Source organism: Serratia odorifera, assembly GCF_041448735.1.
In the GTDB taxonomy this organism is placed as follows: Bacteria; Pseudomonadota; Gammaproteobacteria; order Enterobacterales; family Enterobacteriaceae; genus Serratia_F; species Serratia_F odorifera.
Map to the genome: position 1 here is coordinate 196,448 of NZ_JBGMUT010000001.1, position 24,806 is coordinate 221,253.

The 24,806-nt window shown below is 58.1% G+C and carries 25 protein-coding genes; 12 read left to right on the forward strand and 13 right to left on the reverse strand.

Annotation, left to right across the window (positions count from 1 at the left end; all coding sequences use genetic code 11):
- Positions 1-83: 83 nt before the first annotated feature.
- From ACCC84_RS00970 to ACCC84_RS00985, 4 genes are all read right to left on the reverse strand, one after another.
- Positions 84-1,661 (reverse strand): malate:quinone oxidoreductase, encoded by a 1,578-nt coding sequence (locus ACCC84_RS00970; protein ID WP_004965370.1) that lies wholly within the window; start codon positions 1,659-1,661, stop codon positions 84-86.
- A 464-nt stretch (positions 1,662-2,125) separates the two neighbouring features.
- Positions 2,126-2,530: a hypothetical protein gene (locus tag ACCC84_RS00975; protein WP_127913611.1), complete on the reverse strand. Its 405-nt coding sequence runs from the start codon at positions 2,528-2,530 to the stop codon at positions 2,126-2,128.
- Positions 2,531-2,580: 50 nt separating this feature from the next.
- Positions 2,581-3,285: a glutathione S-transferase N-terminal domain-containing protein gene (locus tag ACCC84_RS00980; protein ID WP_004965368.1), complete on the reverse strand. Its 705-nt coding sequence runs from the start codon at positions 3,283-3,285 to the stop codon at positions 2,581-2,583.
- A 76-nt stretch (positions 3,286-3,361) separates the two neighbouring features.
- On the reverse strand, positions 3,362-4,045 hold the full coding sequence (locus tag ACCC84_RS00985; RefSeq protein ID WP_004965367.1) for an ArsR/SmtB family transcription factor: 684 nt from the start codon (positions 4,043-4,045) through the stop codon (positions 3,362-3,364).
- A gap of 75 nt (positions 4,046-4,120) precedes the next feature.
- Here ACCC84_RS00985 and ACCC84_RS00990 point away from each other — a divergent pair, with 75 nt between their 5' ends.
- The gene (locus ACCC84_RS00990) at positions 4,121-5,095 is read left to right on the forward strand and encodes a cytochrome P450 family protein (RefSeq protein ID WP_371901465.1); all 975 of its coding nucleotides are present in this window, start codon (positions 4,121-4,123) and stop codon (positions 5,093-5,095) included.
- The gene (locus ACCC84_RS00995) at positions 5,092-5,436 is read left to right on the forward strand and encodes an antibiotic biosynthesis monooxygenase family protein (protein WP_004965364.1); all 345 of its coding nucleotides are present in this window, start codon (positions 5,092-5,094) and stop codon (positions 5,434-5,436) included. Before ACCC84_RS00990 ends, ACCC84_RS00995 begins: the two co-directional genes overlap by 4 nt.
- Positions 5,437-5,484: 48 nt before the next feature.
- Here ACCC84_RS00995 and ACCC84_RS01000 read toward each other — a convergent pair whose 3' ends face one another.
- From ACCC84_RS01000 to ACCC84_RS01015, 4 genes are all read right to left on the reverse strand, one after another.
- Complete coding sequence (locus ACCC84_RS01000) at positions 5,485-5,733, reverse strand: hypothetical protein (RefSeq protein WP_004965363.1); 249 nt, start codon at positions 5,731-5,733, stop codon at positions 5,485-5,487.
- Between the two features lie 118 nt (positions 5,734-5,851).
- Positions 5,852-6,112: a biofilm development regulator YmgB/AriR family protein gene (locus tag ACCC84_RS01005; protein ID WP_004965360.1), complete on the reverse strand. Its 261-nt coding sequence runs from the start codon at positions 6,110-6,112 to the stop codon at positions 5,852-5,854.
- Between the two features lie 213 nt (positions 6,113-6,325).
- Positions 6,326-6,811, reverse strand: coding sequence for a DMT family transporter (locus ACCC84_RS01010; protein ID WP_371901466.1), 486 nt, complete (start codon positions 6,809-6,811; stop codon positions 6,326-6,328).
- On the reverse strand, positions 6,808-7,248 hold the full coding sequence (locus tag ACCC84_RS01015; protein WP_004965356.1) for a DMT family transporter: 441 nt from the start codon (positions 7,246-7,248) through the stop codon (positions 6,808-6,810). The genes ACCC84_RS01010 and ACCC84_RS01015 overlap by 4 nt, the downstream gene beginning before the upstream one ends.
- Positions 7,249-7,346: 98 nt before the next feature.
- On the opposite strand from ACCC84_RS01015, the gene ACCC84_RS01020 reads away from it, so the two are divergent.
- Together ACCC84_RS01020 and ACCC84_RS01025 are read left to right on the forward strand one after the other, a co-directional pair.
- Positions 7,347-8,282: a LysR family transcriptional regulator gene (locus ACCC84_RS01020; protein ID WP_004965354.1), complete on the forward strand. Its 936-nt coding sequence runs from the start codon at positions 7,347-7,349 to the stop codon at positions 8,280-8,282.
- Positions 8,283-8,424: 142 nt separating this feature from the next.
- Positions 8,425-10,017: an ABC-F family ATPase gene (locus ACCC84_RS01025; protein ID WP_071586689.1), complete on the forward strand. Its 1,593-nt coding sequence runs from the start codon at positions 8,425-8,427 to the stop codon at positions 10,015-10,017.
- 47 nt (positions 10,018-10,064) lie between these two features.
- Here the strand turns inward: ACCC84_RS01025 and moeB are convergent, their stop codons facing one another.
- Positions 10,065-10,820 (reverse strand): molybdopterin-synthase adenylyltransferase MoeB, encoded by a 756-nt coding sequence (gene moeB, locus ACCC84_RS01030; RefSeq protein WP_039992303.1) that lies wholly within the window; start codon positions 10,818-10,820, stop codon positions 10,065-10,067.
- A gap of 2 nt (positions 10,821-10,822) precedes the next feature.
- On the reverse strand, positions 10,823-12,061 hold the full coding sequence (gene moeA, locus ACCC84_RS01035) for a molybdopterin molybdotransferase MoeA (RefSeq protein WP_004965346.1): 1,239 nt from the start codon (positions 12,059-12,061) through the stop codon (positions 10,823-10,825).
- 191 nt (positions 12,062-12,252) lie between these two features.
- On the opposite strand from moeA, the gene ACCC84_RS01040 reads away from it, so the two are divergent.
- From ACCC84_RS01040 to gsiD, 6 genes are all read left to right on the forward strand, one after another.
- Positions 12,253-12,789 carry a DUF924 family protein gene (locus tag ACCC84_RS01040; protein WP_039992302.1) on the forward strand — a complete coding sequence of 179 codons (537 nt, stop codon included), beginning with the start codon at positions 12,253-12,255 and terminating at the stop codon, positions 12,787-12,789.
- Positions 12,790-13,038: 249 nt separating this feature from the next.
- Positions 13,039-14,001 (forward strand): isoaspartyl peptidase/L-asparaginase family protein, encoded by a 963-nt coding sequence (locus tag ACCC84_RS01045; protein WP_004965341.1) that lies wholly within the window; start codon positions 13,039-13,041, stop codon positions 13,999-14,001.
- A gap of 19 nt (positions 14,002-14,020) precedes the next feature.
- Positions 14,021-15,898 carry a dipeptide ABC transporter ATP-binding protein gene (locus ACCC84_RS01050; protein WP_004965340.1) on the forward strand — a complete coding sequence of 626 codons (1,878 nt, stop codon included), beginning with the start codon at positions 14,021-14,023 and terminating at the stop codon, positions 15,896-15,898.
- A gap of 20 nt (positions 15,899-15,918) precedes the next feature.
- Entirely contained in the window at positions 15,919-17,451 is a 1,533-nt protein-coding gene (gene gsiB, locus ACCC84_RS01055; protein ID WP_198772800.1) for a glutathione ABC transporter substrate-binding protein GsiB, read from the forward strand.
- A 57-nt stretch (positions 17,452-17,508) separates the two neighbouring features.
- Entirely contained in the window at positions 17,509-18,429 is a 921-nt protein-coding gene (gsiC, locus tag ACCC84_RS01060) for a glutathione ABC transporter permease GsiC (protein WP_004965336.1), read from the forward strand.
- A gap of 9 nt (positions 18,430-18,438) precedes the next feature.
- Positions 18,439-19,344 carry a glutathione ABC transporter permease GsiD gene (gsiD, locus tag ACCC84_RS01065; protein WP_004965334.1) on the forward strand — a complete coding sequence of 302 codons (906 nt, stop codon included), beginning with the start codon at positions 18,439-18,441 and terminating at the stop codon, positions 19,342-19,344.
- A 351-nt stretch (positions 19,345-19,695) separates the two neighbouring features.
- Here the strand turns inward: gsiD and fghA are convergent, their stop codons facing one another.
- From fghA to ptrR, 3 genes are read right to left on the reverse strand one after another with little or no spacing between them, the layout of a single operon-like run.
- Complete coding sequence (gene fghA / locus ACCC84_RS01070; protein ID WP_371901467.1) at positions 19,696-20,538, reverse strand: S-formylglutathione hydrolase; 843 nt, start codon at positions 20,536-20,538, stop codon at positions 19,696-19,698.
- Positions 20,539-20,557: 19 nt separating this feature from the next.
- On the reverse strand, positions 20,558-21,682 hold the full coding sequence (locus ACCC84_RS01075; protein WP_004965331.1) for an S-(hydroxymethyl)glutathione dehydrogenase/class III alcohol dehydrogenase: 1,125 nt from the start codon (positions 21,680-21,682) through the stop codon (positions 20,558-20,560).
- 26 nt (positions 21,683-21,708) lie between these two features.
- Positions 21,709-22,602, reverse strand: coding sequence for a putrescine utilization regulator PtrR (gene ptrR / locus ACCC84_RS01080; protein WP_198772799.1), 894 nt, complete (start codon positions 22,600-22,602; stop codon positions 21,709-21,711).
- 105 nt (positions 22,603-22,707) lie between these two features.
- On the opposite strand from ptrR, the gene ACCC84_RS01085 reads away from it, so the two are divergent.
- Together ACCC84_RS01085 and folE are read left to right on the forward strand one after the other, a co-directional pair.
- On the forward strand, positions 22,708-23,874 hold the full coding sequence (locus ACCC84_RS01085) for a YbfB/YjiJ family MFS transporter (RefSeq protein ID WP_273867183.1): 1,167 nt from the start codon (positions 22,708-22,710) through the stop codon (positions 23,872-23,874).
- A 237-nt stretch (positions 23,875-24,111) separates the two neighbouring features.
- On the forward strand, positions 24,112-24,777 hold the full coding sequence (gene folE, locus ACCC84_RS01090; RefSeq protein WP_004965325.1) for a GTP cyclohydrolase I FolE: 666 nt from the start codon (positions 24,112-24,114) through the stop codon (positions 24,775-24,777).
- Positions 24,778-24,806: the final 29 nt, after the last annotated feature.

The window sequence follows — 24,806 nt, forward strand, 5'->3', positions numbered from 1 at the left end:
AAATGGCGGTAGCGAAAAATGCTCCGTCAGCAGCAGGGGAATAAAAAAGGCCGCACGTGGCGGCCTTGGGCTGAAGCGAAAACTCAGTGGGTTTCCGGCTTCACATCGATATAGTTCAGCTGCAATACGTCACTGGTGTAGCGACGGATCTTGTTGGTCATTTCCACGTCGCCGTTCAGCTTGCTGCCGTAGGACGGGATAATTTCTTTCAGCTTACCCTGCCATTCCGGCGTGGCAACTTTATCCTTGAACACTTTTTCCATCAGGTGCAGCATGATAGGCGCAGCGGTTGAGGCGCCCGGTGATGCGCCCAGCAGTGCAGCGATGCTGCCGTCCTGAGAGCTGACCACTTCGGTACCGAATTGCAGTACGCCGCCTTTATCCGCATCTTTCTTGATGATCTGCACGCGCTGGCCTGCGGTCCACAGCTTCCAGTCTTCCTGCTTGGCATCCGGGTAGTATTCTTTCAGCGCGGCGAAACGGTCATCGTCGCTCATCATCAACTGGCCCAGCAGATACTTCACCAGATCAAAGTTGTCCAGGCCAACGTGGGTCATCGGCATCACGTTTGAGCTGTTCATGGACAGTACCAGATCAAACAGCGAACCGTTCTTGAGGAATTTGCTCGAGAAGGTAGCGAAAGGTCCGAACAGCAGTACGCGCTTGCCGTCGAGCATGCGGGTATCCAGGTGAGGAACCGACATTGGCGGTGAACCGACGCTGGCCAGGCCATAAACCTTCGCCAGATGCTGGTTGGCAACCGCTGGGTTGGAGGTGACCAGGAACTGGCCGCCAACCGGGAACCCACCGTAACCGTCGGCTTCCGGAATGCCGGATTTTTGCAGCAGGTGCAGCGCTGCGCCGCCTGCGCCGATAAAGACGAACTTGGCGTTAACGGTGGTTTCCTGCTCGCCATTTTTCAGATCGGCAACGGTAACGGCCCAGGTATTGTCCGGGTTGCGTTTGATATCGCGCACTTCATGGCTCAGGTTGAGCTTGAAGTTTTTGTCCTTTGACAGGGAGTCTACCAGCTGGTGAGTGATCACGCCGAAGTTGACGTCGGTGCCGAGCGGCATGCGGGTGGCGGCAACTTTCTGCGTCGCATCGCGACCGTTCATTGCCAGCGGCGCCCACTGTTTGATTTGCGCAGCATCTTCCGAATATTCCATACCACGGAATAAGGTGCTGTGTTGCAGGGCGGCATAACGCTTGCGCAGGAAGTTGATGTTGTCATCTCCCCAGACAAAGCTCATGTGCGGTACGTTGTTAATAAAGCTTTTCGGGTCGCGCAGGATATTGTTTTTAACCTGATATGACCAGAATTGACGGGAAATTTCGAATGATTCGTTCACCACCACGGCTTTGCTGATATCAATGCTGCCGTCTTTTTTTTCCGGGGTGTAGTTCATTTCGCAAAATGCCGAATGGCCGGTACCGGCATTATTCCAGCCGTTCGAGCTTTCTTCTGCCACGCTGTCCAGACGCTCGTACATGTCGATGGTCCAGTTCGGCTCCAGCTCACGCAGGTAAGTACCCAGCGTGGCGCTCATGATACCGCCGCCGATCAAGACAACGTCAACGTTTTTGTTTTCTGCCGCTACCGCATTTTGGCCCAGGCCAAACAGGTTAAGACAGAAAAACAGGACGACTAATTTTCTCATTAAATCAAATCTCTTGTGTGTAAATTCTCTACATCTGCAGGTGAAAAGAATTAGCGGGATTACCCTGGAATACGTGAAAGGCATGACGCGGCGGCTAGCGAAATAGCCAAGAAAATCCTTTTGGTTAATAGGGTATTTAACGAAAAGCGATCTGATTGCCACGATGTCGCCGTTTAATTGTGCTATTCACGTTTACGGACGGGGTATTATTGTTTGCAAGAATGTTAAAAACTACTTTTGTAACTAAAAAAAGTTTTAATTCGGTAGGCAGGGTAGGGGTATTGGTGCAGTAATAAGCGGTTTAGCGTGATTTCGCGCCGGCTTGCGTTAATTAACGCGGCCACCGTGCGGTAACGGGGTTATTTAGCGTCATCTCAGCGCAATTAACGGTAAATGGCAATCGCCAGACGGTAACAAAAAGAAAATACCGTTTATCTGCTCGATAAACGGTATTTTCCCGCGGATTATGGCATTGTCTGTCGACAGTGGCCATGCAGCAGGCTGGGGAACAGTTTTTCGGCTTTGGCATCATCCAGTGCAATACGCAGATCGGCGGTATCCAGCGGCTGCTGAATCATCACGGTATTGATCCATTGCTGATTGATATACAGCGCCATTTGCTGTTTTACATGCTGCCGGGTAAATGCGGTCAGCCGTTTGCCGGCCTCGGCAGTCAAGGTAATCTCCAGCAGGCGTAAATCAGGTGAAGCCTGCTGCGGCTCTATCAGTCTGATGCTGGCCGCGGTGAAATCGCAGGCCGAATCCAGATGGAACGGGGCTATCGCATCTTGCGCCTGCACCGTTGGGCTGATGAGCGACTGAGCCAACAGCAAAACGGCCCCCAGCACCGCTATTCGACATCTAAACATGGTTATCCCTCTCATGAATTAACCGTCGCTGATTTATACCGCTGAGCGGGTCAATCGCGCGCCGGGATCAGCAATCCGCGCTGTACCGCCGGGCGTGCCAGCCCGCGAGCCAGCCAGGCTGCCACCTGTGGGAAGCTGTCGAACTCCACCAATTCCCGCGCCTCATAGAAGCCTATCAGGTTGCGCACCCAGCCGAGCAGTGAAATATCGGCGATGCTGTACTCGTTGCCCATGATCCACTCGCGGCCTGCCAGTCGGGTTTCCAGCACGCCGAGCAGGCGTTTGGACTCTTTCTGATAGCGTTGCAGCGGGCGCTTGTCCTCATACTCACGGCCGGCGAACTTGTGGAAGAAACCGAGCTGGCCAAACATCGGGCCGACCGCCGCCATCTGGAAGAACACCCATTGCAGAGTTTCGATTCGTTGTACCGGATGGTCGGACAGCAGTTGGCCGCACTTTTCTGCCAGATACAGCAGGATGGCGCCGGATTCAAACAGCGCCAGCGGCTTGCCATCTGGCCCGGCCGGATCGAGGATCGCCGGTATTTTGCCGTTCGGGTTCAGCGTCAGAAATTCTGGCGTCCAGGTTTCGTTGTTGCCGATATCAATCAGATGGGCTTCGTAAGGCAGGCCGATCTCTTCCAGCATGATCGACACCTTGACGCCATTGGGCGTTGGCAACGAATAAAGTTGCAGCCGCTCAGGATGCTGCGCCGGCCAACGTGTGGTAATCGGGAATTGGTTGGGATCAAACATGATGGTTCCTCACCGTTTGCGGGTTCAGGTTAAGCGTACCGTTCAAGTATTGCAGTAAAGCTAACGCAGTCCATCATCACAACGCCAGACCAAAATGCGCCATCAGCGCCTTTTTGCCGGCGGTTGTCAGTTGCAGTTCGCGACCGTCGAGCCGTTTACGTAACCAACCACGTTGTTCAAAGGTGGCCAGCAGCGCCGCACCCAGCGCACCGCCGAGATGCTCGCGCCGTTCGCTCCAGTCAAGGCAACCGCAGGCAAAGCGCCGGCGGGAAGGCGTTGGTGCGCAGTTTACGCCCAACTGGTGCAACGCCGTGCGGCCGGTTTCGCTGAGTTGATAGTCGCTGTCTCCGTGCAGCCATTGCAGTTCAAATAGCCGGTTGTGCAATTTTACCGCCACTTCCCCGGCCATATGGTCATAACAGGTACGGGCGAACTGCAGTGAGTTCGGCGTACTGCTTTTGACCCGCGGCCGCTCGACGCCGGCCAGCGCCATCAATGATTCCAGCGTGGTCGCCACGGCGTTGCCGGCCAGGCGGAAATAGCGATAGCGCCCCTGTTTGACGCAAACGATCAGCTGTTGTTGTTGCAGGCGCGCCAAATGGCTACTGGCGGTAGACGCAGCCACCTCTACCGCCACGCTGAGTTCGGTGGCGGTATAGGCGCGACCGTCCATCAGCAGGCACAGCATGCGCGCGCGGGTACGGTCGGCAATGGCGGCGCTCAACGCCGCCAGTCGGTCTTCGATATCTCCGTCATGCATATTTCGTTCCTCAGCGAAGCGTTGCGGATGCGCTGAGTTTAGGCTGGCATCAACCGATCAACAAGGAGTATGCCAATGAGTCATTGTCCTTTTCATCTGACTGATGCCCAACGGGTGCAGGCCGCGCTGAGTCATGCCGAACTGACGGTACGGCCGTGGCAGCAGCCGGTACCGCTACCGTTGATCGACACGCCGGCGCAGAGCATTTTTGCTGCCATGGTGCGTATGCGCGACGGCGAGGTGCACCGGGGGCTGAAGATGGCGGTCAGCCAGGCGTTGGCGGATATCAGTGCGCAGCAGATTGAACGGTTTACGCGACACGTCGCGCAGCAGCTGGCGCCACAGATGCCTGACGCCGAGGCGCTGACGCGGTTCAATTATGCGTTGCCGGTGTGCGTGTTGGGGCTGGCGTTGGGGATTGAACCACCACACTGGGTCGCGCTGGTGGATGAGGTGCTGGATTTTGTGCGTTGTATCGCGCCAGGGGGAACGCCAGCGCAAATGGCGAGCGGGGCGGTCGCCGCTGGCCGGTTGTATCAACGGGTCAGTCAGGGGCAGGGGCCGCTGTGCGTCGCGCTGCTGAACCGTTGCAGGCAATACGGTAGCGACAGGCATAGCGCGCTGGCCAACGCGGTGGGTTTGCTGTTCCAGGCCTGTGAAGGCACCGCGGGGCTGATGGGGTTGGCATTGCTGGCCGGCGCCGCTACGGTCGTCAATGCAGAAACCGCCATTGAGCAGGTACTGCGCGATACGCCACCGATCCAGAACACCCGGCGCTTTGCCGGTCGCGACGGCGCGTGGCTGGCAGGGCAATGGCTGGCGGCTGGGCAAAGCGTACGGGTGCCGCTGTACACGCCGCAGGCCAGTTTCGCCTTCGGCCATGGCGCTCATCGCTGCCCAGGAGAAGGCTGGGCCACCATCATCGCGCTTAACGGCCTGCACCATCTGGCGGCATTGGAGATCGACCGCCGGCTGCTGCTGCATGTTCGCTGGCGCGAGTCGCAAAATGCGCGCGTCGCTGAATTTTATACTCTGGAGGAACAGCCATGATTGCAGTTATTTTTGAATTACAGGCGGCCGACGGCCAGCGCGACGGCTATTTGCAACTGGCTGCCGAACTGAAACCGCTGCTGGCGCAGATTGACGGCTTTATTTCAATCGAACGTTTTCAAAGCCTGGCCGAGCCGCAGAAATTGCTGTCGTTGTCATTCTGGCGCGACGAGGCGGCGGTGCAACAATGGCGTAATCTGGAAGCGCACCGGGTGGCACAGGGGCGAGGTCGCAGTCAACTGCTGGCGGATTATCGTTTGCGGGTAGCGCAGGTGGTCAGGGATTACGGGCTGGAACAACGCGAGCAGGCGCCGGGCGACAGTCGGCAGCTGCATGGTTGAGGCGCTGAAAACCACAGCCCGCCATATGCGGGCTGAAGCTGTACAGGGTTATTTGCGGGTGATGATTTTACCCAGAATGAAACCTGCACCGGCGGCAATCAGCAATGCGGCCAGCGGTGACGATTTGGTTTGATCCTTAACCGATTCAATCACGTCATCCACGGTATAGGCGCCGCGTGCGAGCTGTTTGCGAACTTTACCTTTGAATTCGTGCTCAGGTTGGTCAAAGGTTTTGCCAAACTGCTCCTGTCCTGCGCCGATGGCTTCATCGATCTTGTCATTAGCCTTATCGAACATATTGCCTCCTTGGTTTAGGTCAGCCCGGGGCGGGCACAGTTTTAAAGGTAGTTGAGAACGCGGGTCGCCGCGCGATTAAAATGTGTTCAAGTATTGCATCGACGCCGATAGAAACGGTTTATTGCCCTGCGGCGTCGGCATTTTTTATCAGCAAATGCTCCAGAACCAGTCGATAGTTGTGGAGCTGGCGTTCGTCCGACTCCAGTTCCAGTTTATGTACCAGTCGTGCCACCAGGGTTTTATTGGATACCGGCTGTCCATCCTGCACCATTTCGCTGACCAGGGCAGTCAGGGTTGGCGCATGCTGCCTGGTTTCGGCATCGGAGGTATTGAAGTACTCGCTAATTTCTTTGGCCGTTTGGCGAATGCTGTGCCGCATGATCGTTCTCCAACATGAAGGGGTCTTCACTCGCTGTGCTAAGCCCGGCGGTCACGGCGCCGGAAAATAAAACCACTGGAGGCAAAAAGAGTTATCGCCTCCAGAGGCGATGCAACTGCACCTTTCGTTACAGGGATGTGGCAATCCCCGCGAGTAAACTTATACAACAAGTGTTGATTTGTACAATATGTTGGCAATCAATTTGTGCTGTTTTTAAGCGCCGCCGGCCTCAGATGCCGTTTCAGGCCGTGGTTTGGCCGGTACGTTGCTGCGATAGATCAGCACCAGTGCCACTGCCAGACAAAGCAGCGCCAGCGCACGGTTAAGGGAAAACGGGATTTCCGCATTGCCCAGCCAGCCAAAGCTGTCGATCAGTACGCTCATCGCCAACTGGCCGAAAATCACCGCCACGGTGGCTACGGCGGTGCCGATGCGCTGTACCGCCAACACCATAATGATGATGTAAGGCACGCCAAACAGGGCGCCAAGCAGTTGCCACTTAGGAACGCTCAACAGGGTGGCGCTCATCGGTTGGGCGAAAAACAGAATCAGCAACGCGGTGACCAGCGAGCCGAGGAAAAAGGTGAGAAACGCACTTTTCAGCACGCCGACGCTCTGGCCCAATCGGCCGTTTATTGCCGCCTGCATGCTTAATACCGCACCGGCCAGCACCGCCAGCATAATCATGATCAATGTCATAGCTTGTCTCCTGCGATCAGTGCCAAGGCTGCGATGATAAATACCAGCGCCAGCATACGTTTGCCGTTAACCCGCCGTGCCGGGGTACCGAACCAGCCAAAATGGTCGATCAGCAGGCTTTTACCCACCTGTCCGGCCAGTATGGCGATCATCGTCATGGCAATGCCGATGGTGGGTGTCGCCAGGGTCAATACCACCACGTATACCGGGCCGAGAATGCCGCCCAGCAGTTGCCAGCCCGGCTGCGCCAGATAGGAGGGCGCATTGCGTGGACCGAAGAAGATCACCAGCAGCAGAGACAGCACCGCGCCGACGCTGAAAATACTGAAGGTAGCCCATAAATGGCCGACTTCGCCCCCCAGCGGCCCGAGCAGACCGGCTTCCACCGACAGTCCCATGCCACCTAATACCACCAGTGCGATCAAGACGATATTCATCAATTGTTGCTCCAAAAAAACCAGTCGCACACTGTAGGCTGTTGCATCGTTTCGAAAAACAGCATAATAAGAGAAACAGCTTTGCAGGATTTGCACAAATGGAAGACTTGCAACAGATCACTATCCGCACCATGCGGTTGTTTGTGGCCATCGTCGAACTGGGGAACTTTTCTGAAGTGGCCCGGCGAGAAGGCATCGCCGCCTCCTCGGTTTCGCGGGTAGTACAGCAGTTGGAAAGCGCCTTGCAGACGCAACTGCTGTATCGCAATACGCGGGCGGTAGTGCCGACCGAAGCCGGGCGGCTATTTGCCCGTTACGCCCGCTCGATGCTTGATCAGATGAACGAAGCGCAGTGGGAATTGCAGCAACAGGAGCACGAGCCGAGCGGGCTGGTGCGGCTCAATGCTCCGGTGGTGTTTGGCCAGCGGCACATTGCGCCCTGGCTGGCGGAGTTGGGCGAACGGTTCCCGCAGCTCAACATCGAACTGATGCAAACCGACGAGTTTATCGATCCTCACCGTGATGCCACCGATTTGCTGTTTCGTATTGGCGTGCTTAACAGCTCGACTTTGCATGCGCGGGTGTTTGCCACGCCACAATATCATCTGGCGGCCAGCCCGGCGTATCTGGCGCATGCACCCGCGCTGACGCAGCCCGCAGATCTGTATCAACACAACTGTCTGGTCTATCGCGGCTTTACCGGGCCGCAACGCTGGTTCTTTCTCGATAGCGACCAGCGTTGGCAGCCGCATACGTTCAGCGGATCGCTGACCTCGAATAATGCCGAAACGCTGGTCAGCGCCGCGCTGAACGGCATGGGGATGGTGGTGTTCCCGGACTGGCTGATTGGCGACGCGTTGAAGAACGGCACGCTGGTGCCGGTTTTGCCGCAGTTTGCCGTATCCACCACGCTGGAGCCGCAGGCGATCGCGGCCATCTATCCCAACGCCCGCCGGCCGCCATTGAAGGTTCGTGCGGTGATTGACTTTTTCGTCGAGAAATACGGCTCGCCGGCCTATTGGCAATACCGCTGAGCGCCGTGGGGCTGACAATTTAGCCACCCAATGCTGCCATCAGCGCAAGCCGCACAAATCTTCACCAAAACTTCCGACGATCTCTGTGTTTCGTTATGGCATAATGCGCGCCAAATCACATTCCCAATGAAGAGCGAGCGTTGTGTTAAGTACTAACAACATCACTATGCAGTTTGGCAGTAAGCCGCTGTTTGAAAACATTTCCGTCAAGTTTGGCGGCGGTAACCGCTACGGTTTGATCGGCGCCAACGGTTGCGGCAAATCGACCTTTATGAAAATCCTGGGCGGCGATCTGGTGCCGAGCGGCGGCAACGTGTTCCTCGATCCGAACGAGCGTCTGGGTAAACTGCGTCAGGATCAGTTCGCCTTTGAACAATTCAGCGTGCTTGATACCGTGATCATGGGTCACACTGAACTGTGGGCGGTGAAGGAAGAGCGCGACCGCATCTATGCCCTGCCGGAAATGAGCGAGGAAGACGGCTATAAAGTGGCCGATCTGGAAGTCGAATACGGCGAAATGGACGGTTATACCGCCGAAGCGCGTGCCGGCGAACTGCTGCTGGGCGTCGGTATTCCGGTTGAACAGCACTACGGCCCGATGAGCGAAATCGCACCGGGCTTCAAGCTGCGCGTGTTGCTGGCTCAGGCGCTGTTCTCCGATCCGGAAATCCTGCTGCTTGACGAACCGACCAACAACCTGGACATCGATACCATTCGTTGGCTGGAGCAGGTGCTTAACGAACGTAACAGCACCATGATCATCATTTCGCACGACCGCCACTTCCTGAATATGGTCTGTACGCACATGGCGGATCTGGATTACGGCGAACTGCGCGTTTACCCGGGTAACTACGACGAATACATGACGGCGGCAACCCAGGCGCGTGAACGTCTGATGGCCGACAACGCCAAGAAGAAGGCGCAGATCAACGAACTGCAATCGTTCGTGAGCCGCTTCAGCGCCAACGCCTCCAAGTCCAAGCAGGCGACCTCGCGCGCGCGCCAGATCGACAAGATCCAGCTGGAAGAGGTCAAGGCTTCCAGCCGTCAGAACCCGTTCATCCGTTTCGAGCAGGACAAGAAACTGTTCCGTAACGCGCTGGAAGTGGAAGCACTGTCCAAGGGCTTCGACAATGGCCCGCTGTTTAGCAAGTTCAATCTGATGGTTGAAGTGGGTGAGAAAGTGGCGGTGCTGGGCCCGAACGGTATCGGTAAATCTACCCTGCTGAAAACGCTGGTGGGTGATGCGCAGCCGGACAGCGGTACCGTCAAATGGTCGGAAAACGCGCGCATCGGTTATTACGCGCAGGATCACGAATACGAGTTTGATGAAACCCTGACCGTTTTCGACTGGATGAGCCAATGGAAACAGGAAAAGGACGACGAGCAAGCGGTACGCAGCGTGCTGGGTCGTCTGCTGTTTAGCCAGGACGACATCAAGAAGAAGGTGAAGGTGCTGTCAGGGGGGGAGAAGGGCCGTATGCTGTTCGGCAAGCTGATGATGCAGCGCCCTAATATCCTGATTATGGATGAACCGACCAACCACATGGACATGGAATCGATCGAATCGCTGAACATGGCGCTGGAAATGTATGAAGGTACACTGATCTTCGTTTCCCACGACCGTGAGTTCGTCAGCTCGTTGGCGACCCGCATCCTGGAGATGACGCCGAACAAGGTGATCGACTTCAGCGGCAACTACGAAGATTACCTGCGTAGCCAGGGCATCGTTTAATTGCCCGCCCTCACGCTATGTTCTGCCGAGCGTAGCGTGAGGGATTGCTAGCTTTTTCCGCACACCTCGCACTGCGCATCCTTCGGCAGCTTCATTTCGCGAAACTGCATCGACATCGCATCGAACATCAACAGCTTGCCAACCAGCGGACGGCCAAAATTCGCCAACAGCTTGATCGCTTCCATCGCCTGCAGCGTGCCGATGGTGCCGACCAGAGGGGCCATCACCCCGGCCTCGACGCAGCTGAGGGCATTGTCGCCAAACAGCCGGCTCAGGCAGCGATAGCAGGGTTCGCCAGGTTGATAAGTGAACACGCTAAGCTGCCCCTCCATGCGGATTGCCGCCCCTGACACCAGCGGTTTGCGCTGCGCATGACACACCCGGTTCAACTGGTCGCGGGTCGCTACGTTGTCGCTGCAGTCCAGCACCACGTCGGCGGTGGCTACCAGCGCCGTCATCTGCCGTTCGTCCAGTTGCTGTTGTACGGTGTCGATCTGCACATGTGGATTGATCATCTGCAGTGCCTGCTGTGCCGAGGTGACTTTGGCCATGCCGATACGGCTGTCGTTATGCAGGATCTGGCGCTGTAAATTGGACAGCGCCACGCTGTCGAAATCAACCAGAGTCAGTCGCCCTACGCCAGCCGCAGCCAGATAGGGGGCTGCGGCACAGCCCAATCCACCAAGGCCGATCACCAGCGCATGAGCGGCCTTCAGCTTTTCCTGGCCGTCAAAGTCGAAACCGCGCAGCACGATCTGACGGTTATAGCGCAGCGCTTCGGCATCGGTTAATTCCGGCAGCATCATCAGTTCCTCAGCAGCATATTGAACGGCTCAATCTCAACCATTTCCCCCGCCGCCACCGCGCCGCGATCGCGTTCGAGCACGATAAAACAGTTGCCCTGGCTGAACGAGCTGAAGACGTGCGATCCCTGATGGCCGGTGGTGCTCACTTCCAGCTCGCCGAGGGCGTTGCTGGCGAATACGCCACGCTGAAAGTCGAGGCGGCCGGGGGCTTTCTTCAAAGGCGTCAGCGCACGGGCGCGCAGGCGCGGCGGCAGATGCCATTCGTGGTGACCAGCCAGCTTGGCCAGCAGCGGCTGTACCAGTTGGTAGAAGGTCAGCGCGGCGGATACCGGGTTGCCCGGCAGGCCGCAGAACCAGGCGTGCTGCAATTTGCCGAAGGCGAACGGCTTGCCGGGTTTGATGGCCAGTTTCCAGAAACCGACCTCACCCAGTTCATCAAGCATCTGCTTGGTGTAATCCGCTTCGCCCACCGAAACACCGCCGCTGCTGATCACCAGATCGGCACTGCGATCGGCCTGTTCGAACGCTGCGCGCAGCGCCGTCCGATCGTCACGGATGATCCCCAGATCGATGACCTCACAGCCCATCTGTTCCAGCATCAGCCGCACCGCAAAGCGGTTGGTGTCGTAAATCTGGCCGTCCTGCAGCGGTTGGCCGACCGGTTGCAGTTCGTCGCCGGTGGAAAACACCGCGACTTTCAATTTGCGCATCACCCGTAGCTCGCTGATACCCAGGGAGGCCAGTAACGGCAGCTGTGCGGCACCCAGCCTGACGCCAGCTGGCAGTACGCTGGCACCCTGCTGAATGTCTTCGCCCGCCAAACGCACGTTTTGCCCGGCGTGCACTACGGCGTTAAAGCGTACGCCTGCTTCGCTGACCTCTGCCTGTTCCTGCATGATCACTGCCTCGGTACCGGCAGGTATCGGTGCGCCGGTCATGATGCGTATGCAACTGTTTGCCGGCCAGGCGTCATTGAACGGTGCGCCGGCGAACGCCTTGCCGGCGATCGGCAATGGCGCGTTGGCGTTGAGTTCGCTGATACGCACCGCATAGCCGTCCATCGCCGAATTGGCGAACGGCGGCACGTCAATCGGTGAAATGACCGGCGTGGCGGTAATGCGCCCACAGGCGTCGTTGAGCGCGATGGATTCGGTTTCGTCAAGCGGTACCACCTGGCCGAGCATGGTGTCCAGCGCCTGTTCAAGGGAGATAAGACCGGAAGTATGGCAATGATCCATAAAGAGAACTCCGTAATCAATGTGCGCGAAAATAAGCGGCAAAGTGTGGTCATTATGGCAGATAACCCCGCGCGGGAGAATGCCGCCAACGGGTAATGCCCTGCCGGTGCTGGGGCAGGTTGCGCACGCAGCGCACGCCGGTCGGGCGGCTTTTGCGCTATACAATGATATTTGGACTGGAGAGAACGGCGATGCACAAACAGATAATCGACTTTTGGTTCGAGGAAATCGACCCGGTAATGTGGTTTAAAAAAGATGATGAGTTTGACCGTCAATTGCATAGGCGATTTGCCGAACTATGGCATGCGGCGGCGGCGGGGGAACTGGCGCAGTGGCGCGATACCATCGAGGGGCGGCTGGCGGAAATCATCGTGCTCGATCAGTTCAGTCGTAATCTGTTTCGCGGCACGCCGCGTGCGTTTTCCTGCGATGGCATGGCGCTGGTGCTGGCGCAGGAGGCGGTGCGCAGTGGGCAATGCGCCCGGCTCAGCGTGGAACAGCGCGGTTTTCTTTATTTGCCATTTATGCACTCGGAATCGGCCCTGGTGCATCAACAGGCGCTGGCGCTGTACCGTGAACTGAATAATGGCGACCAGTTGGAATACGAATTGCGCCATAAGGCGATTATCGATCGTTTTGGTCGTTATCCGCATCGCAATGCGATATTGGGGCGTACCAGTACCGCCGAAGAACAGGATTTTTTACGCCAGCCTGGCTCGTCATTCTGATATTGCCTGCCGAGCGCCGGCAAACGGTGAAATAGCCGTTTCCCGGGAACAAGATTAATTAACGAGCTGTTTTTATTCCTGAAAATAATATATCTCGCCAAAAAAATCTTAGGCGACGGCAGGAAATTCTTGGTGTGATATTAAGCCTTTACATCGATTGTCGGGCTAAATATAGTCAGAAAAGAGTGCATAATAAATCACCGCACTTCTGTTGCGGATATAATCGAGTTGACACAGGGTGGCAGGCAAATGAGCAAACCAGTGATTGCCATTCATGGCGGCGCGGGCGCTATTACGCGCGCGGCAATGAATGCAGAAAAAGAACAACGTTATATTCAGGCGCTCTCGTCGGTGGTGGCAGCCGGGCAGCAAATACTGGCGCAGGGCGGCAGCGCGCTGGATGCGGTAACCGAAGCGGTGCGGCTATTGGAAGAATGTCCGTTGTTCAATGCCGGCGTGGGATCGGTATTTACCCATCAGGGCACCCATGAAATGGATGCGTGCGTGATGGACGGTCGCACCCGCGATGCCGGCGCGGTAGCCGGCGTCAGTCGGGTGCGCAATCCGATACTGGCAGCGCGTGCGGTATTGGAAAACAGTCAGCATGTGCTGTTTGCCAGCGAAGGCGCGGAGAAGTTTGCCGCAGCCCATGGGCTGGAAATGGTCACGCCCGATTTCTTTTTTACCCAGGAACGTTTTGATCAACTGCACCGCGCTCAGGCGGAGCAGGGTCGGGTGTTGCTCGATCATGACGGCGCGGCGGCGTCACAGGCTGGCGATCCTCTCGATGCCGACCGTAAATTCGGCACCGTAGGTGCGGTGGCGCTCGACGCGCTCGGTAATCTGGCGGCGGCGACCTCCACCGGCGGCATGACCAATAAGCAGGCCGGTCGGGTGGGTGACACGCCGATTATCGGCGCCGGTTGTTATGCCAATAACGCCACCGTGGCGGTATCCAGCACCGGCACCGGCGAAATTTTCATGCGCAGCGTGGCGGCTTACGACGTTTCCGCACTGATGGAATACGCCGGGCTCAGCTTGCAGCAGGCCAGCGATAAAGTGGTGCAGGAGAAGCTGCTGGCGCTGGGCGGCAGCGGCGGGCTGATCGCTATCGATCGCGACGGCAACGTGGCATTGCCGTTCAACAGCGAAGGCATGTACCGCGGCTTCGGCTATGTTGGTGATGCGCCTACGGTGGGAATTTACCGTTAACCGGCGGCCGGGAGGCAAGATGTCCGAGACTGTTCTGACGCCGGAGGCCGGCGGCGGGTTGTTGCTGCCGCCGCAGCGCGTGCTGTCGGTGCGCGATCTCAGCGTGCGGTTTCAGCGTGAGGGTGAAACCGTCGACGCGGTGCGTGGATTGAGCTTTGAGGTCGATCGCGGTGAAACGCTGGCAATCGTCGGTGAATCCGGTTCCGGCAAGTCGGTAACCTCGCTGGCGCTGATGCGTTTGGTGGAGCAGGGCGGTGGGAAACTGACCGCGGGCAGCATGGTGTTTCGCCGCCGCAACGACGCGCTGCTCGATCTGGCGCAGGCCAGTCAGAGCGCGATGCGCCGACTGCGCGGTGCCGATATGGCGATGATTTTTCAGGAACCGATGACCTCGCTGAACCCGGTATTTCCGGTCGGCGAGCAAATTGCGGAATCCCTGCGCTTGCATCAGGCGATGGATCACCGTACTGCCCGTCGCCAAGCGTTGCAGATGCTGGATCTGGTGCGTATTCCCGACGCTGGCAACGTGCTTGGCCGCTATCCGCACCAGCTATCCGGCGGTATGCGCCAACGGGTGATGATCGCCATGGCGCTGTCGTGCAAGCCGGCGCTGCTGATTGCCGACGAACCAACCACCGCGCTGGATGTCACCATTCAGGCGCAAATTCTGCAATTGATCCGCGTGCTGCAGCAAGAGATGCAGATGGGGGTGATTTTCATCACTCACGATATGGGCGTGGTGGCGGAAATCGCCGATCGGGTACTGGTGATGAAACAGGGTGAAAAGGTGGAAGCTGGCGGCGTGCGCCCGCTATTTGCCGCGCCGCAACAACCTTATACTCAGGCACTGCTGGCCGCGGTGCCCAAGCTGGGCGCGATGGCCGACGCAGATTTCCCGGCAAAATTTCCACTGCCGGGCGACGAGCAGGCGGTTCAGCCGCAGGATACCGTACCACGCGACGCGCAGCCGATTCTACGCGTCGACCGGTTGGTTACGCGTTTTGACGTGCGCAGCGGCATTTTCAACCGCGTTACGCGGCGAGTGCATGCGGTGGAAAACGTCAGTTTCGATCTCTATCCCGGGGAAACGCTGGGGCTGGTGGGCGAATCCGGCTGCGGCAAATCGACCACCGGCCGCTCGCTGTTGCGGCTGGTGGAAAGCCAGCACGGTACCATTACCTTCAACGGTCAAACCATCAATCAACTGCAAGGCGCAGCGTTACAGCACCTGCGGCGCGATATTCAGTTCATTTTCCAGGATCCCTATGCTTCGCTCGATCCGCGACTGACGGTGGGCTTTTCCATCATGGAGCCGCTGCTGGTGCACAACGTGGCGCGCGGCAAGGCGGCGGAACAGCGGGTCGCCTGGCTGTTGGAGCGCGTTGGCCTGCGGCCGGAACACGCGCGCCGCTACCCGCACGAGTTTTCCGGCGGCCAGCGCCAGCGGATCTGCATCGCCCGCGCGCTGGCGCTCAACCCGAAAGTGGTGATCGCCGATGAGTCGGTATCGGCGCTCGACGTGTCGATTCAGGCGCAGATCGTCAACCTGCTGCTGGATCTGCAGCGTGAATTCGGCATTGCCTTTTTGTTTATTTCGCACGACATGGCGGTGGTGGAACGCGTCAGCCACCGGGTGGCGGTGATGTACCTTGGCCAGATTGTCGAAATCGGCCCGCGCAGAGCGGTGTTTGAAAACCCGCAGCATGCCTATACCCGCAAGCTGATGGCCGCAGTGCCGGTGGCCGATCCGCGCCGTGCACACCTGCGCCAGCCGTTGCTGGTGGATGAAATACCCAGCCCGATTCGCCCGTTAGGCGATGAACCGGTGACTGCACCGCTGGTCGAGGTCGGTCCTGCGCATTTTGTCGCACGCCATCCTATTGCCGGCATCTATTAATCTTTGGGAGAACAAGCCACATGACTCAGAAACGCAGTTTATTGGCCGTTGCCGTGCTATTGGCCGTAACCGGCGCAGCGCCGGCCTGGGCAGCGAAAGATGCGGTGATCGCCGTCGCCTCCAACTTCACCACCCTCGATCCCTATGACGCCAACGACACGCTGTCGCAGGCGGTGGCGAAATCGTTTTACCAGGGGCTGTTCGGCTTTGACAAGGACATGAAGCTGGTCAACGTGCTGGCCGACAGCTACCAGGCCAGCGCCGACGGCCTGAGCTACACCATCAAGTTGCGCTCCGGGATAAAGTTCCACGATGGCAGCGAGTTCAACGCCGAGGCGGTAAAGGCCAACCTGGATCGCGCCAGCAATCCGGACAGCCACCTGAAACGCTATAACCTGTTCAAAATGATCGACAAAACCGAGGTGGTCGATCCGACCACGGTGAAGATCGTATTGAAAGCGCCGTTTTCGGCGTTTATCAATAACCTGGCGCACCCGGCTGCCGCGATGATTTCGCCGGCGGCGCTGAAGCAGTACGGCAAGGAGATCGGTTTCCACCCGGTGGGCACCGGGCCGTACCAGTTCGACACCTGGAACCAGACCGACTACGTCAAGGTGAAGAAATTTGCCGGTTACTGGCAGCCGGGACTGCCGAAACTCGACAGCATTACCTGGCGCCCGGTGGTCGACAACAATACTCGGGCGGCGATGTTGCAAACCGGCGAGGCGACGTTTGCCTTCCCGATCCCGTATGAGCAGGCCAAGGTTTTGCAAAACAACGACAAACTGGCGGTGGTGACCGCGCCGTCGATCATGCAGCGCTACATCAGTATCAACGTCACCCAGAAGCCGTTTGATGACCCGAAAGTACGCCAGGCCTTGAACTACGCCATCAACAAGCAGGCGCTGATTAAAGTGGCGTTTGCTGGTTATGCGGTGCCGGCGGAGGGGCCGGTGCCACCGTCGATCGATTTTGCCACCCGCTATCAACCGTGGCCGTACGATCCGGCCAAGGCGCGTGAATTGCTGAAACAGGCCGGTTACCCGAACGGTTTTACCACCACGCTGTGGTCTTCGCATAACCACAGTACCGCGCAAAAAGTGTTGCAGTTCGCCCAGCAGCAGTTGGCGCAGGTGGGGGTAAAAGTGAAGGTCACCGCCATGGACGCCGGGCAGCGAGCGGCGCAGGTTGAAAGCGTTGGCGTCAAGGATACCGGCGTGCGCCTGTTCTATACCGGCTGGTCGGCTTCGACCGGCGAGGCCGACTGGGCGCTATCGCCGCTGTTTGCCAGCCAGTCGGCGCCGCCGAAGCTGTTCAATACCGCGTTCTACAGCAATCCGCAGGTCGATCGGGATCTGGGCGATGCGCTGGCAACCACCGATCGAGCCAGGAAGCAGCAGCTGTACAAGGACGCGCAGGATCGCATCTGGGCCGATGCGCCGTGGATCTTCCTGGCCACCGAGCGCTTGCTGTCCGCCAACAACAAACAGCTCAGCGGTTTTTACGTGATGCCTGATACGTCATTCAGCTTTGAAAACGCCGATCTCAAGTAAGCGCTGCATTGCCGTCCTCTCCGTGCGGGGAGGGCGGTATGAGGGGTTAACCAACCGATGCTTAATTATTTTGTTAAACGGCTGCTCGGGCTTATCCCGACGCTGTTGATCGTCGCGGTGCTGGTGTTCCTGTTTGTTCACCTGCTGCCGGGCGATCCGGCGCGGCTGGCGGCCGGGCCCGAGGCCGACGAGTCGGTGGTGCAGCTGGTGCGTAAAGACCTGGGGCTGGACAAACCGCTGCCGCAGCAGTTCGTGCATTTCTTCGTTAATGCGCTGCAAGGGGATTTCGGCCACTCGATAGTGTCCAAACGGCCGGTCAGCGAAGAGATCGCCAGCCGTTTTATGCCGACCTTCTGGCTGACCGTGAGCAGCATGCTCTGGGCGGTGATCATCGGCATGGCGATTGGCATGGTGTCGGCGGTGTGGCGCAATCGCTGGCCTGACCGTTTGGGCATGACGCTGGCGGTGTCCGGTATTTCGTTCCCGGCGTTTGCGCTTGGCATGCTGTTGATGCAGGTGTTCTCGGTTGAACTCGGCTGGTTGCCGACGGTGGGCGCCGACAGCTGGCAGCACTATATTTTGCCGTCGATAACCCTGGGGGCTGCGGTGGCGGCGGTGATGGCGCGTTTTACCCGAGCCTCGTTCGTGGAAGTGATGCAGGAAGACTATATGCGCACGGCGCGCGCCAAGGGCGTGCGGGAAACGGCGGTGATCGTCAAGCATGGTCTGCGTAATGCGATGATCCCGGTGATCACCATGATGGGCTTGCAGTTCGGCTTTTTGCTCGGCGGTTCGATCGTGGTGGAAAAGGTGTTCAACTGGCCGGGTCTGGGGCGCTTGCTGGTCGATTCGGTAGAGATGCGCGATTATCCGGTGATTCAGGCTGAAGTGCTGCTGTTCTCACTGGAATTTATTCTGATTAACCTGTTGGTGGATATGCTGTATGCGGCGATCAACCCGGCAATACGCTACAAATGAGGGCACGGCATGATTAATTGGCGACGCAATGCCGCAATGAGCACGCTGCCGGTGCTGAACCCGCAGGCGGTACGTACGCCGTGGCATGAGTTCTGGCGGCGCTTTCGCCAACAGCGGGTGGCGGTGATAGCGGCGCTGTTTGTGCTGTTACTGGCGGCCGCGGCGGTGTTCGCTCCGTGGCTGGTGCCGTACGATGCGGAAAACTACTTCGATTATGACCGGCTGAATGAGGGGCCGTCGCTGGTGCACTGGCTGGGGGTCGACTCGCTTGGGCGTGACATTTTCAGTCGGGTGCTGATGGGCACGCGTATTTCGCTGAGCGCCGGGGTATTTTCGGTGCTGGTTGGCGGTGTGATTGGCACGCTGCTGGGGCTGTTGGCCGGCTACTATGAAGGCTGGTGGGACCGGATCGTTATGCGTATCAGTGACGTGCTGTTTGCCTTTCCCGGTATTTTGCTGGCGATCGGCGTAGTGGCGGTGATGGGCAGTGGTATGGCGAACGTTATCGTTGCGGTGGCGATTTTCAGCATTCCGGCGTTTGCCCGACTGGTGCGCGGCAATACCCTGGTATTGAAGCATTTAACCTATATCGAGTCGGCGCGCAGCATTGGCGCCTCTGACTGGACCATTATCATGCGCCATATCCTGCCGGGCACCATTTCGTCGATCGTAGTCTATTTCACCATGCGGATTGGCACCTCGATCATTACCGCCGCCAGCCTGTCGTTTCTCGGGCTGGGGGCGCAGCCGCCAACGCCGGAGTGGGGTGCGATGCTCAACGAAGCGCGTGCGGATATGGTGATTGCACCGCACGTGGCGATCTTTCCGAGTCTGGCGATCTTCCTGACCGTACTGGCGTTTAATTTGCTGGGGGACGGGTTGCGCGATGCGCTGGATCCAAAATTGAAGGGTTAACGGTGATAATTCAAAGGCATGAGCGATAAGCGTGCCGCCTGGCAGGATAAGCAACCGATTGATGTTCAGCGTCAGTCACCCGGCGCAACGCGTCGTAATCAATAACAAGCTGTTATTGTTTGTCAATTTTTATCGTTGGTATTCAGACGTTCCACCGCAGTAAGCCGCGTTTGTGACGGATGAGCGTAGCTTTTTCATTGGCGTCATTAGATAAATTATAGCTACAGGGTGACGAGCGCTGGGGTTACGGAGGTTATGCCACAACAATTATTATGGATTAAAGCGCCGAAAATTGTCGCTATCGGTAATAACTGCTTGCGACCATCCTTAGCGCAAGCAGCGGTCTGGCTATCAGCGGAACAGGTGTTCCGCATGGAAGCGCAAATGGTCTTCAATAAAGGTCGCGATGGTGAAGTAGCTGTGATCGTAACCCGGCTGTATGCGCAGCGTTAACGGCCAGTCGCGCTGGCGCGCCAGTTCGGCCAGCTTGGCCGGTTGCAGCTGATCGGCCAGGAACTGATCGTCATCGCCCTGATCGACCAGCACCGGCATTTTTTCCGCGCCGCTGGCCAGCAGGTGACAGCTATCGTATTGCAGCCACTGGCTTTCGTCGTCGCCGAGATAGGCGCTAAAGGCTCGGCGCCCCCAGGGTACCTGACACGGATTGACGATCGGCGCAAACGCCGACACCGAGCGGTAACGCTGCGGATTGCGCAACGCCATCATCAGCGCCCCATGGCCGCCCATCGAGTGGCCAAAGATCGACTGGCGATCGCTGACGCTGAAATGCTGGCCGATCAGCGCCGGCAGCTCGTCATTGATGTAGTCGTACATGCGGAAATGCCGGTTCCACGGTGCCTGGGTGGCGTTGAGATAAAATCCCGCGCCCTGGCCGAGATCGTAACCTTCGTCATCCGGCACCTCATCGCCGCGCGGGCTGGTATCGGCCATCACCAGCACCAGTCCCAGTTCGGCTGCGATGCGCTGTGCGCCGGCCTTCAACGTGAAGTTTTCGTCGTTACAGGTCAGACCGGACAGCCAGTACAGCACCGGCGGCGGGTTATCATCACGCGGTGGCGGCAGATAGATGCTGAACGTCATATTGCAGTTCAGGCTTTGCGCCGCGTGGCGGTAGCGCTGTTGCCAGCCGCCGAACATGCGGTGCTCTTCGAGAAGTTCAAGTGACGTATTCATGCCGGATTTGCCTCCCTGCTTATTTATCGAAATGAATTACAGAACGAATCGATTTGCCTTCATGCATTAAATCGAACGCTTGGTTAATCTGCTCCAGGCCCATGGTATGAGTGATAAAGTCGTTCAGGGCGAACTCGCCGTCGAGATAGCGCTGAACAATGCCCGGCAGCTGTGAGCGCCCCTTGACGCCACCAAAGGCGGAACCACGCCAGACGCGGCCGGTTACCAGCTGGAACGGGCGGGTAGCGATCTCTTCACCGGCGCCGGCAACGCCGATGATCACCGACTCGCCCCAACCCTTGTGACAGCATTCCAGCGCGGAACGCATCACGTTAACGTTACCGATGCACTCAAACGAGAAGTCGACGCCGCCATCGGTCAGCTCGACGATGACTTCCTGGATCGGCTGGTCGTAGTCTCGCGGATTGATCAGATCGGTGGCACCCAACTTGCGTGCCAGATCGAATTTACTGGTATTGATATCGATGCCGATAATACGACCTGCGCCGGCCATTTGCGCGCCAATGATCGCCGACAGGCCGATACCACCCAGTCCGAAAATCGCTACCGTATCACCGGCCTGGACTTTGGCGGTATTGATCACCGCCCCCATGCCGGTGGTGACGCCACAGCCGAGCAGACAAACTTCTTCCAGCGGCGCTTCCTTGCTGATTTTCGCCAGCGAAATTTCCGGGACAACGGTGTATTCGGAGAAGGTGGAAGTGCCCATATAGTGGAAAATCGGCTGACCGTCCTTGAAGAAGCGGGTGGTGCCGTCTGGCATCAGGCCTTTGCCCTGGGTGGAGCGGATCGCCTGGCACAGGTTGGTCTTGCCGGATTTGCAGAACTTGCATTCGCCGCATTCCGGGGTGTATAGCGGAATGACGTGATCGCCGATCGCGACGCTGGTGACACCTTCGCCGACGGCTTCCACCACGCCGCCGCCTTCATGGCCGAGGATCGCTGGGAAAACGCCTTCCGGATCTTTGCCCGAGAGGGTATAGGCATCGGTATGACATACCCCGCTGGCGACGATACGCACCAGCACTTCGCCTTTTTGCGGCGGCATCAGATCGACTTCTTCGATCTTCAACGGCTGGTTGGGGCCCCAGGCGACGGCGGCGCGGGTTTTGATCATTTCCATTACATTCTCCTCAGTGGTATAGATTTTTAAGCGAGTTCGCTGTGTGCGACGGCTGGGGTTTCAGCCTGTTCTATAATCAGTTGTTTCAAGGCGCGTACGTTGGGGCCGAAGGCGTCACGACGCCACAGCAGCCAGGTGGCGGTTTCGGCAATGTCGGGCGGCAAGGGATGGATGCTGACCCGTTCATGCCCCGGCAACAGCGTCAGCACCGAATGGGGGATCATCGCCAGCCCGGAACCGCTGGCGACGCAGGCCAGCATGGCGTGATATGACTGAATTTCCATGATCTGACCGGGCAATGCGCCATCGCGCTTGAACCACGATTCCAGCCGTAGTCGATAGGAACAGCTGGGGCGGAAGGCAAACAGCGTTTCGCCCTTGGCATCCTGCGCGCTGTGGATGGGCGCATGGTCAAGACAGGAGATCGCCACCATGCGTTCCTCGAAGGCGACACAACCGTTCAGTTCGTCGTGCTGCAGCGGACCATCGACCAGCGCCGCCGCCAGCGTACCGGCGCGCACGCGTTCGGTGATTTCGCCGGAGGTGCCGGTGATCAACGACAGGGAAACCCGAGGGAAACGCTGGTGATAGGCTGCCAGCAGCGTGGGCAGGCGCGTCGCGGCGGTGCTTTCCATCGAGCCTAGCGCAAAGTTACCCGCCGGTTCGCCAGCGTGGGTGATGCTCATCGCCTCTTCGCTCAGCGCCAGAATGCGGTTGGCGTAACACAGAAAATTATGGCCCATCGGCGAAAGACGCAGGCGCTGTTTTTCGCGAATAAACAGATCGGCACCCAGCTCGTGCTCGAGCTGGCGTAGACGGGTGGTCAGGTTCGACGGCACCCGATGCAGCTGTTCGGCGGCACGCGCGACGGAGCCGGTTTCGGCGACGCTGCAAAACATGCGAAGTTGGGTCAGATCCATGCCTTTCTCTTTTCGTGATGAACTTTGTGATAATTATTCAGTTTTTGTGAGTGTAATACTGCGGCATGATACTGGCAACTTTCTTTTAACCGTTGGGATGGCCAAATGGCATTGAGAATTGCATTGAGTGGATTTGTGGCTCTGATTGTAGCGATGGGGATCGGCCGCTTCGCGTTTACGCCGCAGGTGCCGCTGATGATTGCCGAACATCAGTTTACGCTGACCAGCGCCGGGCTGGTGGCGGCGCTGAATTACCTGGGTTATCTGTGCGGAGCCTACGATGCGATGCGCGCCAGCCGACATGTCGAACGTCGGCTGTGGCTGGGCGTATGGGGTGCGGTAGCGCTGACGCTGCTGTCCGCCTGGGTAGAAGGCGCGTGGTGGCACGGCGCGGTGCGTTTTGCCATTGGCTGGGCCAGCGGCTGGGCGATGGTGCTGGTGGCGGCATGGACCAACGAGCGTTTGGCGCATTACGGCCGTCCGGCGCTGAGTGCGGCGGTATTTGCCGGCCCCGGTGCGGGGATCTTTATCAGCGGCATGCTGGCGGTGGGCATCCACGGGTTGGCACTGAGTGCCGGCCAGGCCTGGCTGGTGTACGGCGTATTGGCATTGCTGTTGATTGGCGCCATCAGCGTCAATTTACCGCGCGCTGGGGAACTGCATCGACCGAACCTGACGCCGGAGCCACTGGTGTTGACGCCGGCGCTGAAACGTCTGGTGTGGAGCTACAGCCTGGCCGGCTTCGGCTATATTCTGCCGGCGACGTTTCTGTCGCAAATGGCCAGCGAGCGTTTCCCGGGCAGCGTATTTGCCCAGTTTGTCTGGCCGGTGTTTGGCGGCGCGGCGGTGTTGGGAATTGTGTTGGGTATTCTGACTCGCCACCGATTGACCACCCAGACCCGTCTGGCGCTGACGTTATGGGTACAGGCGCTGGGGGTGCTGTGTGCGGAGGTAGTACCGGGCGTCACCGGTCTGGCGTTGGGGGCGTTGTTCACCGGCGGCGGTTTTCTCAGCGTGGTGCAGCTGGCGTTGCAGCATGGCCGTGAACTGGCGCCAAACCATGCGCGCTACATGGCCGGCCTGCTGACTACCGGTTATGCCGTCGGTCAGTTGGTGGGGCCGATGCTGTCGGCGTTGTCCAGCGCGCTGACCCAACGTCTGGAGCCAGCATTGTATGTCGCCGTGGTCAGCTTGATGGTGGCCGGTTTGCTGGTGGTGAACACCCCGGCGCGTGCCGCAGTGGGCAATTTGTCGCGCAATTGTACAAAATAGCAACAAAAATCCGCAACCAGCCCGATCGTGCTATATGCGGATTTTTCACCACTGGTTGAAACACAATCACTGGATAAACGACTCACTCTCATTTACAGTGGGCAAAATCTTGATCGGCTTCACGCTGTTGGCGTTAAATGTCGGTCGGAGACAAGAATCAATCCCTGCTCCATCATTCAACGTTACGGCAACAGTCTGGACGGGTAATCAGGGTAGCCTGCTGGAGACACACACAAAATGACTACATTAAGTAAAGAAGCGGCATTGGTTCATGCCGCGCTGGAATCGCGCGGTCTGGAAACCCCGTTACGCGGCGAAATGCTGGATCGTGAAACGCGCAAGCGTCGTATTCAGGAGCACATGACGGAAATCATGCAACTGCTGAACCTCGATCTGACCGACGACAGCCTGGCGGAAACCCCTCATCGTATCGCCAAAATGTACGTCGACGAGATTTTCTCCGGCCTGGATTACGCCAACTTCCCTAAAATCACCGTCATTGAAAATAAAATGAAGGTAGATGAAATGGTGACGGTGCGTGATATCACATTGACCAGCACCTGCGAACACCACTTCGTCACCATCGACGGCAAGGCCACCGTGGCTTATATTCCGAAAGATGCGGTGATTGGCCTGTCGAAAATCAACCGTATTGTGCAGTTCTTCGCCCAGCGCCCTCAGGTGCAGGAGCGTTTGACGCAGCAAATCCTGGTGGCTTTGCAAACGCTGCTGGGCACCAATAATGTGGCGGTATCTATCGATGCGGTCCATTATTGTGTCAAGGCGCGCGGTATCCGCGATGCGACCAGCGCCACGACCACCACCTCGTTGGGCGGACTGTTCAAGTCCAGCCAGAATACCCGTCAGGAATTCCTGCGTGCGGTACGCCATCATCAGGGGTAAGGGTTACAGCGTTACGCGACAGGCGCCTG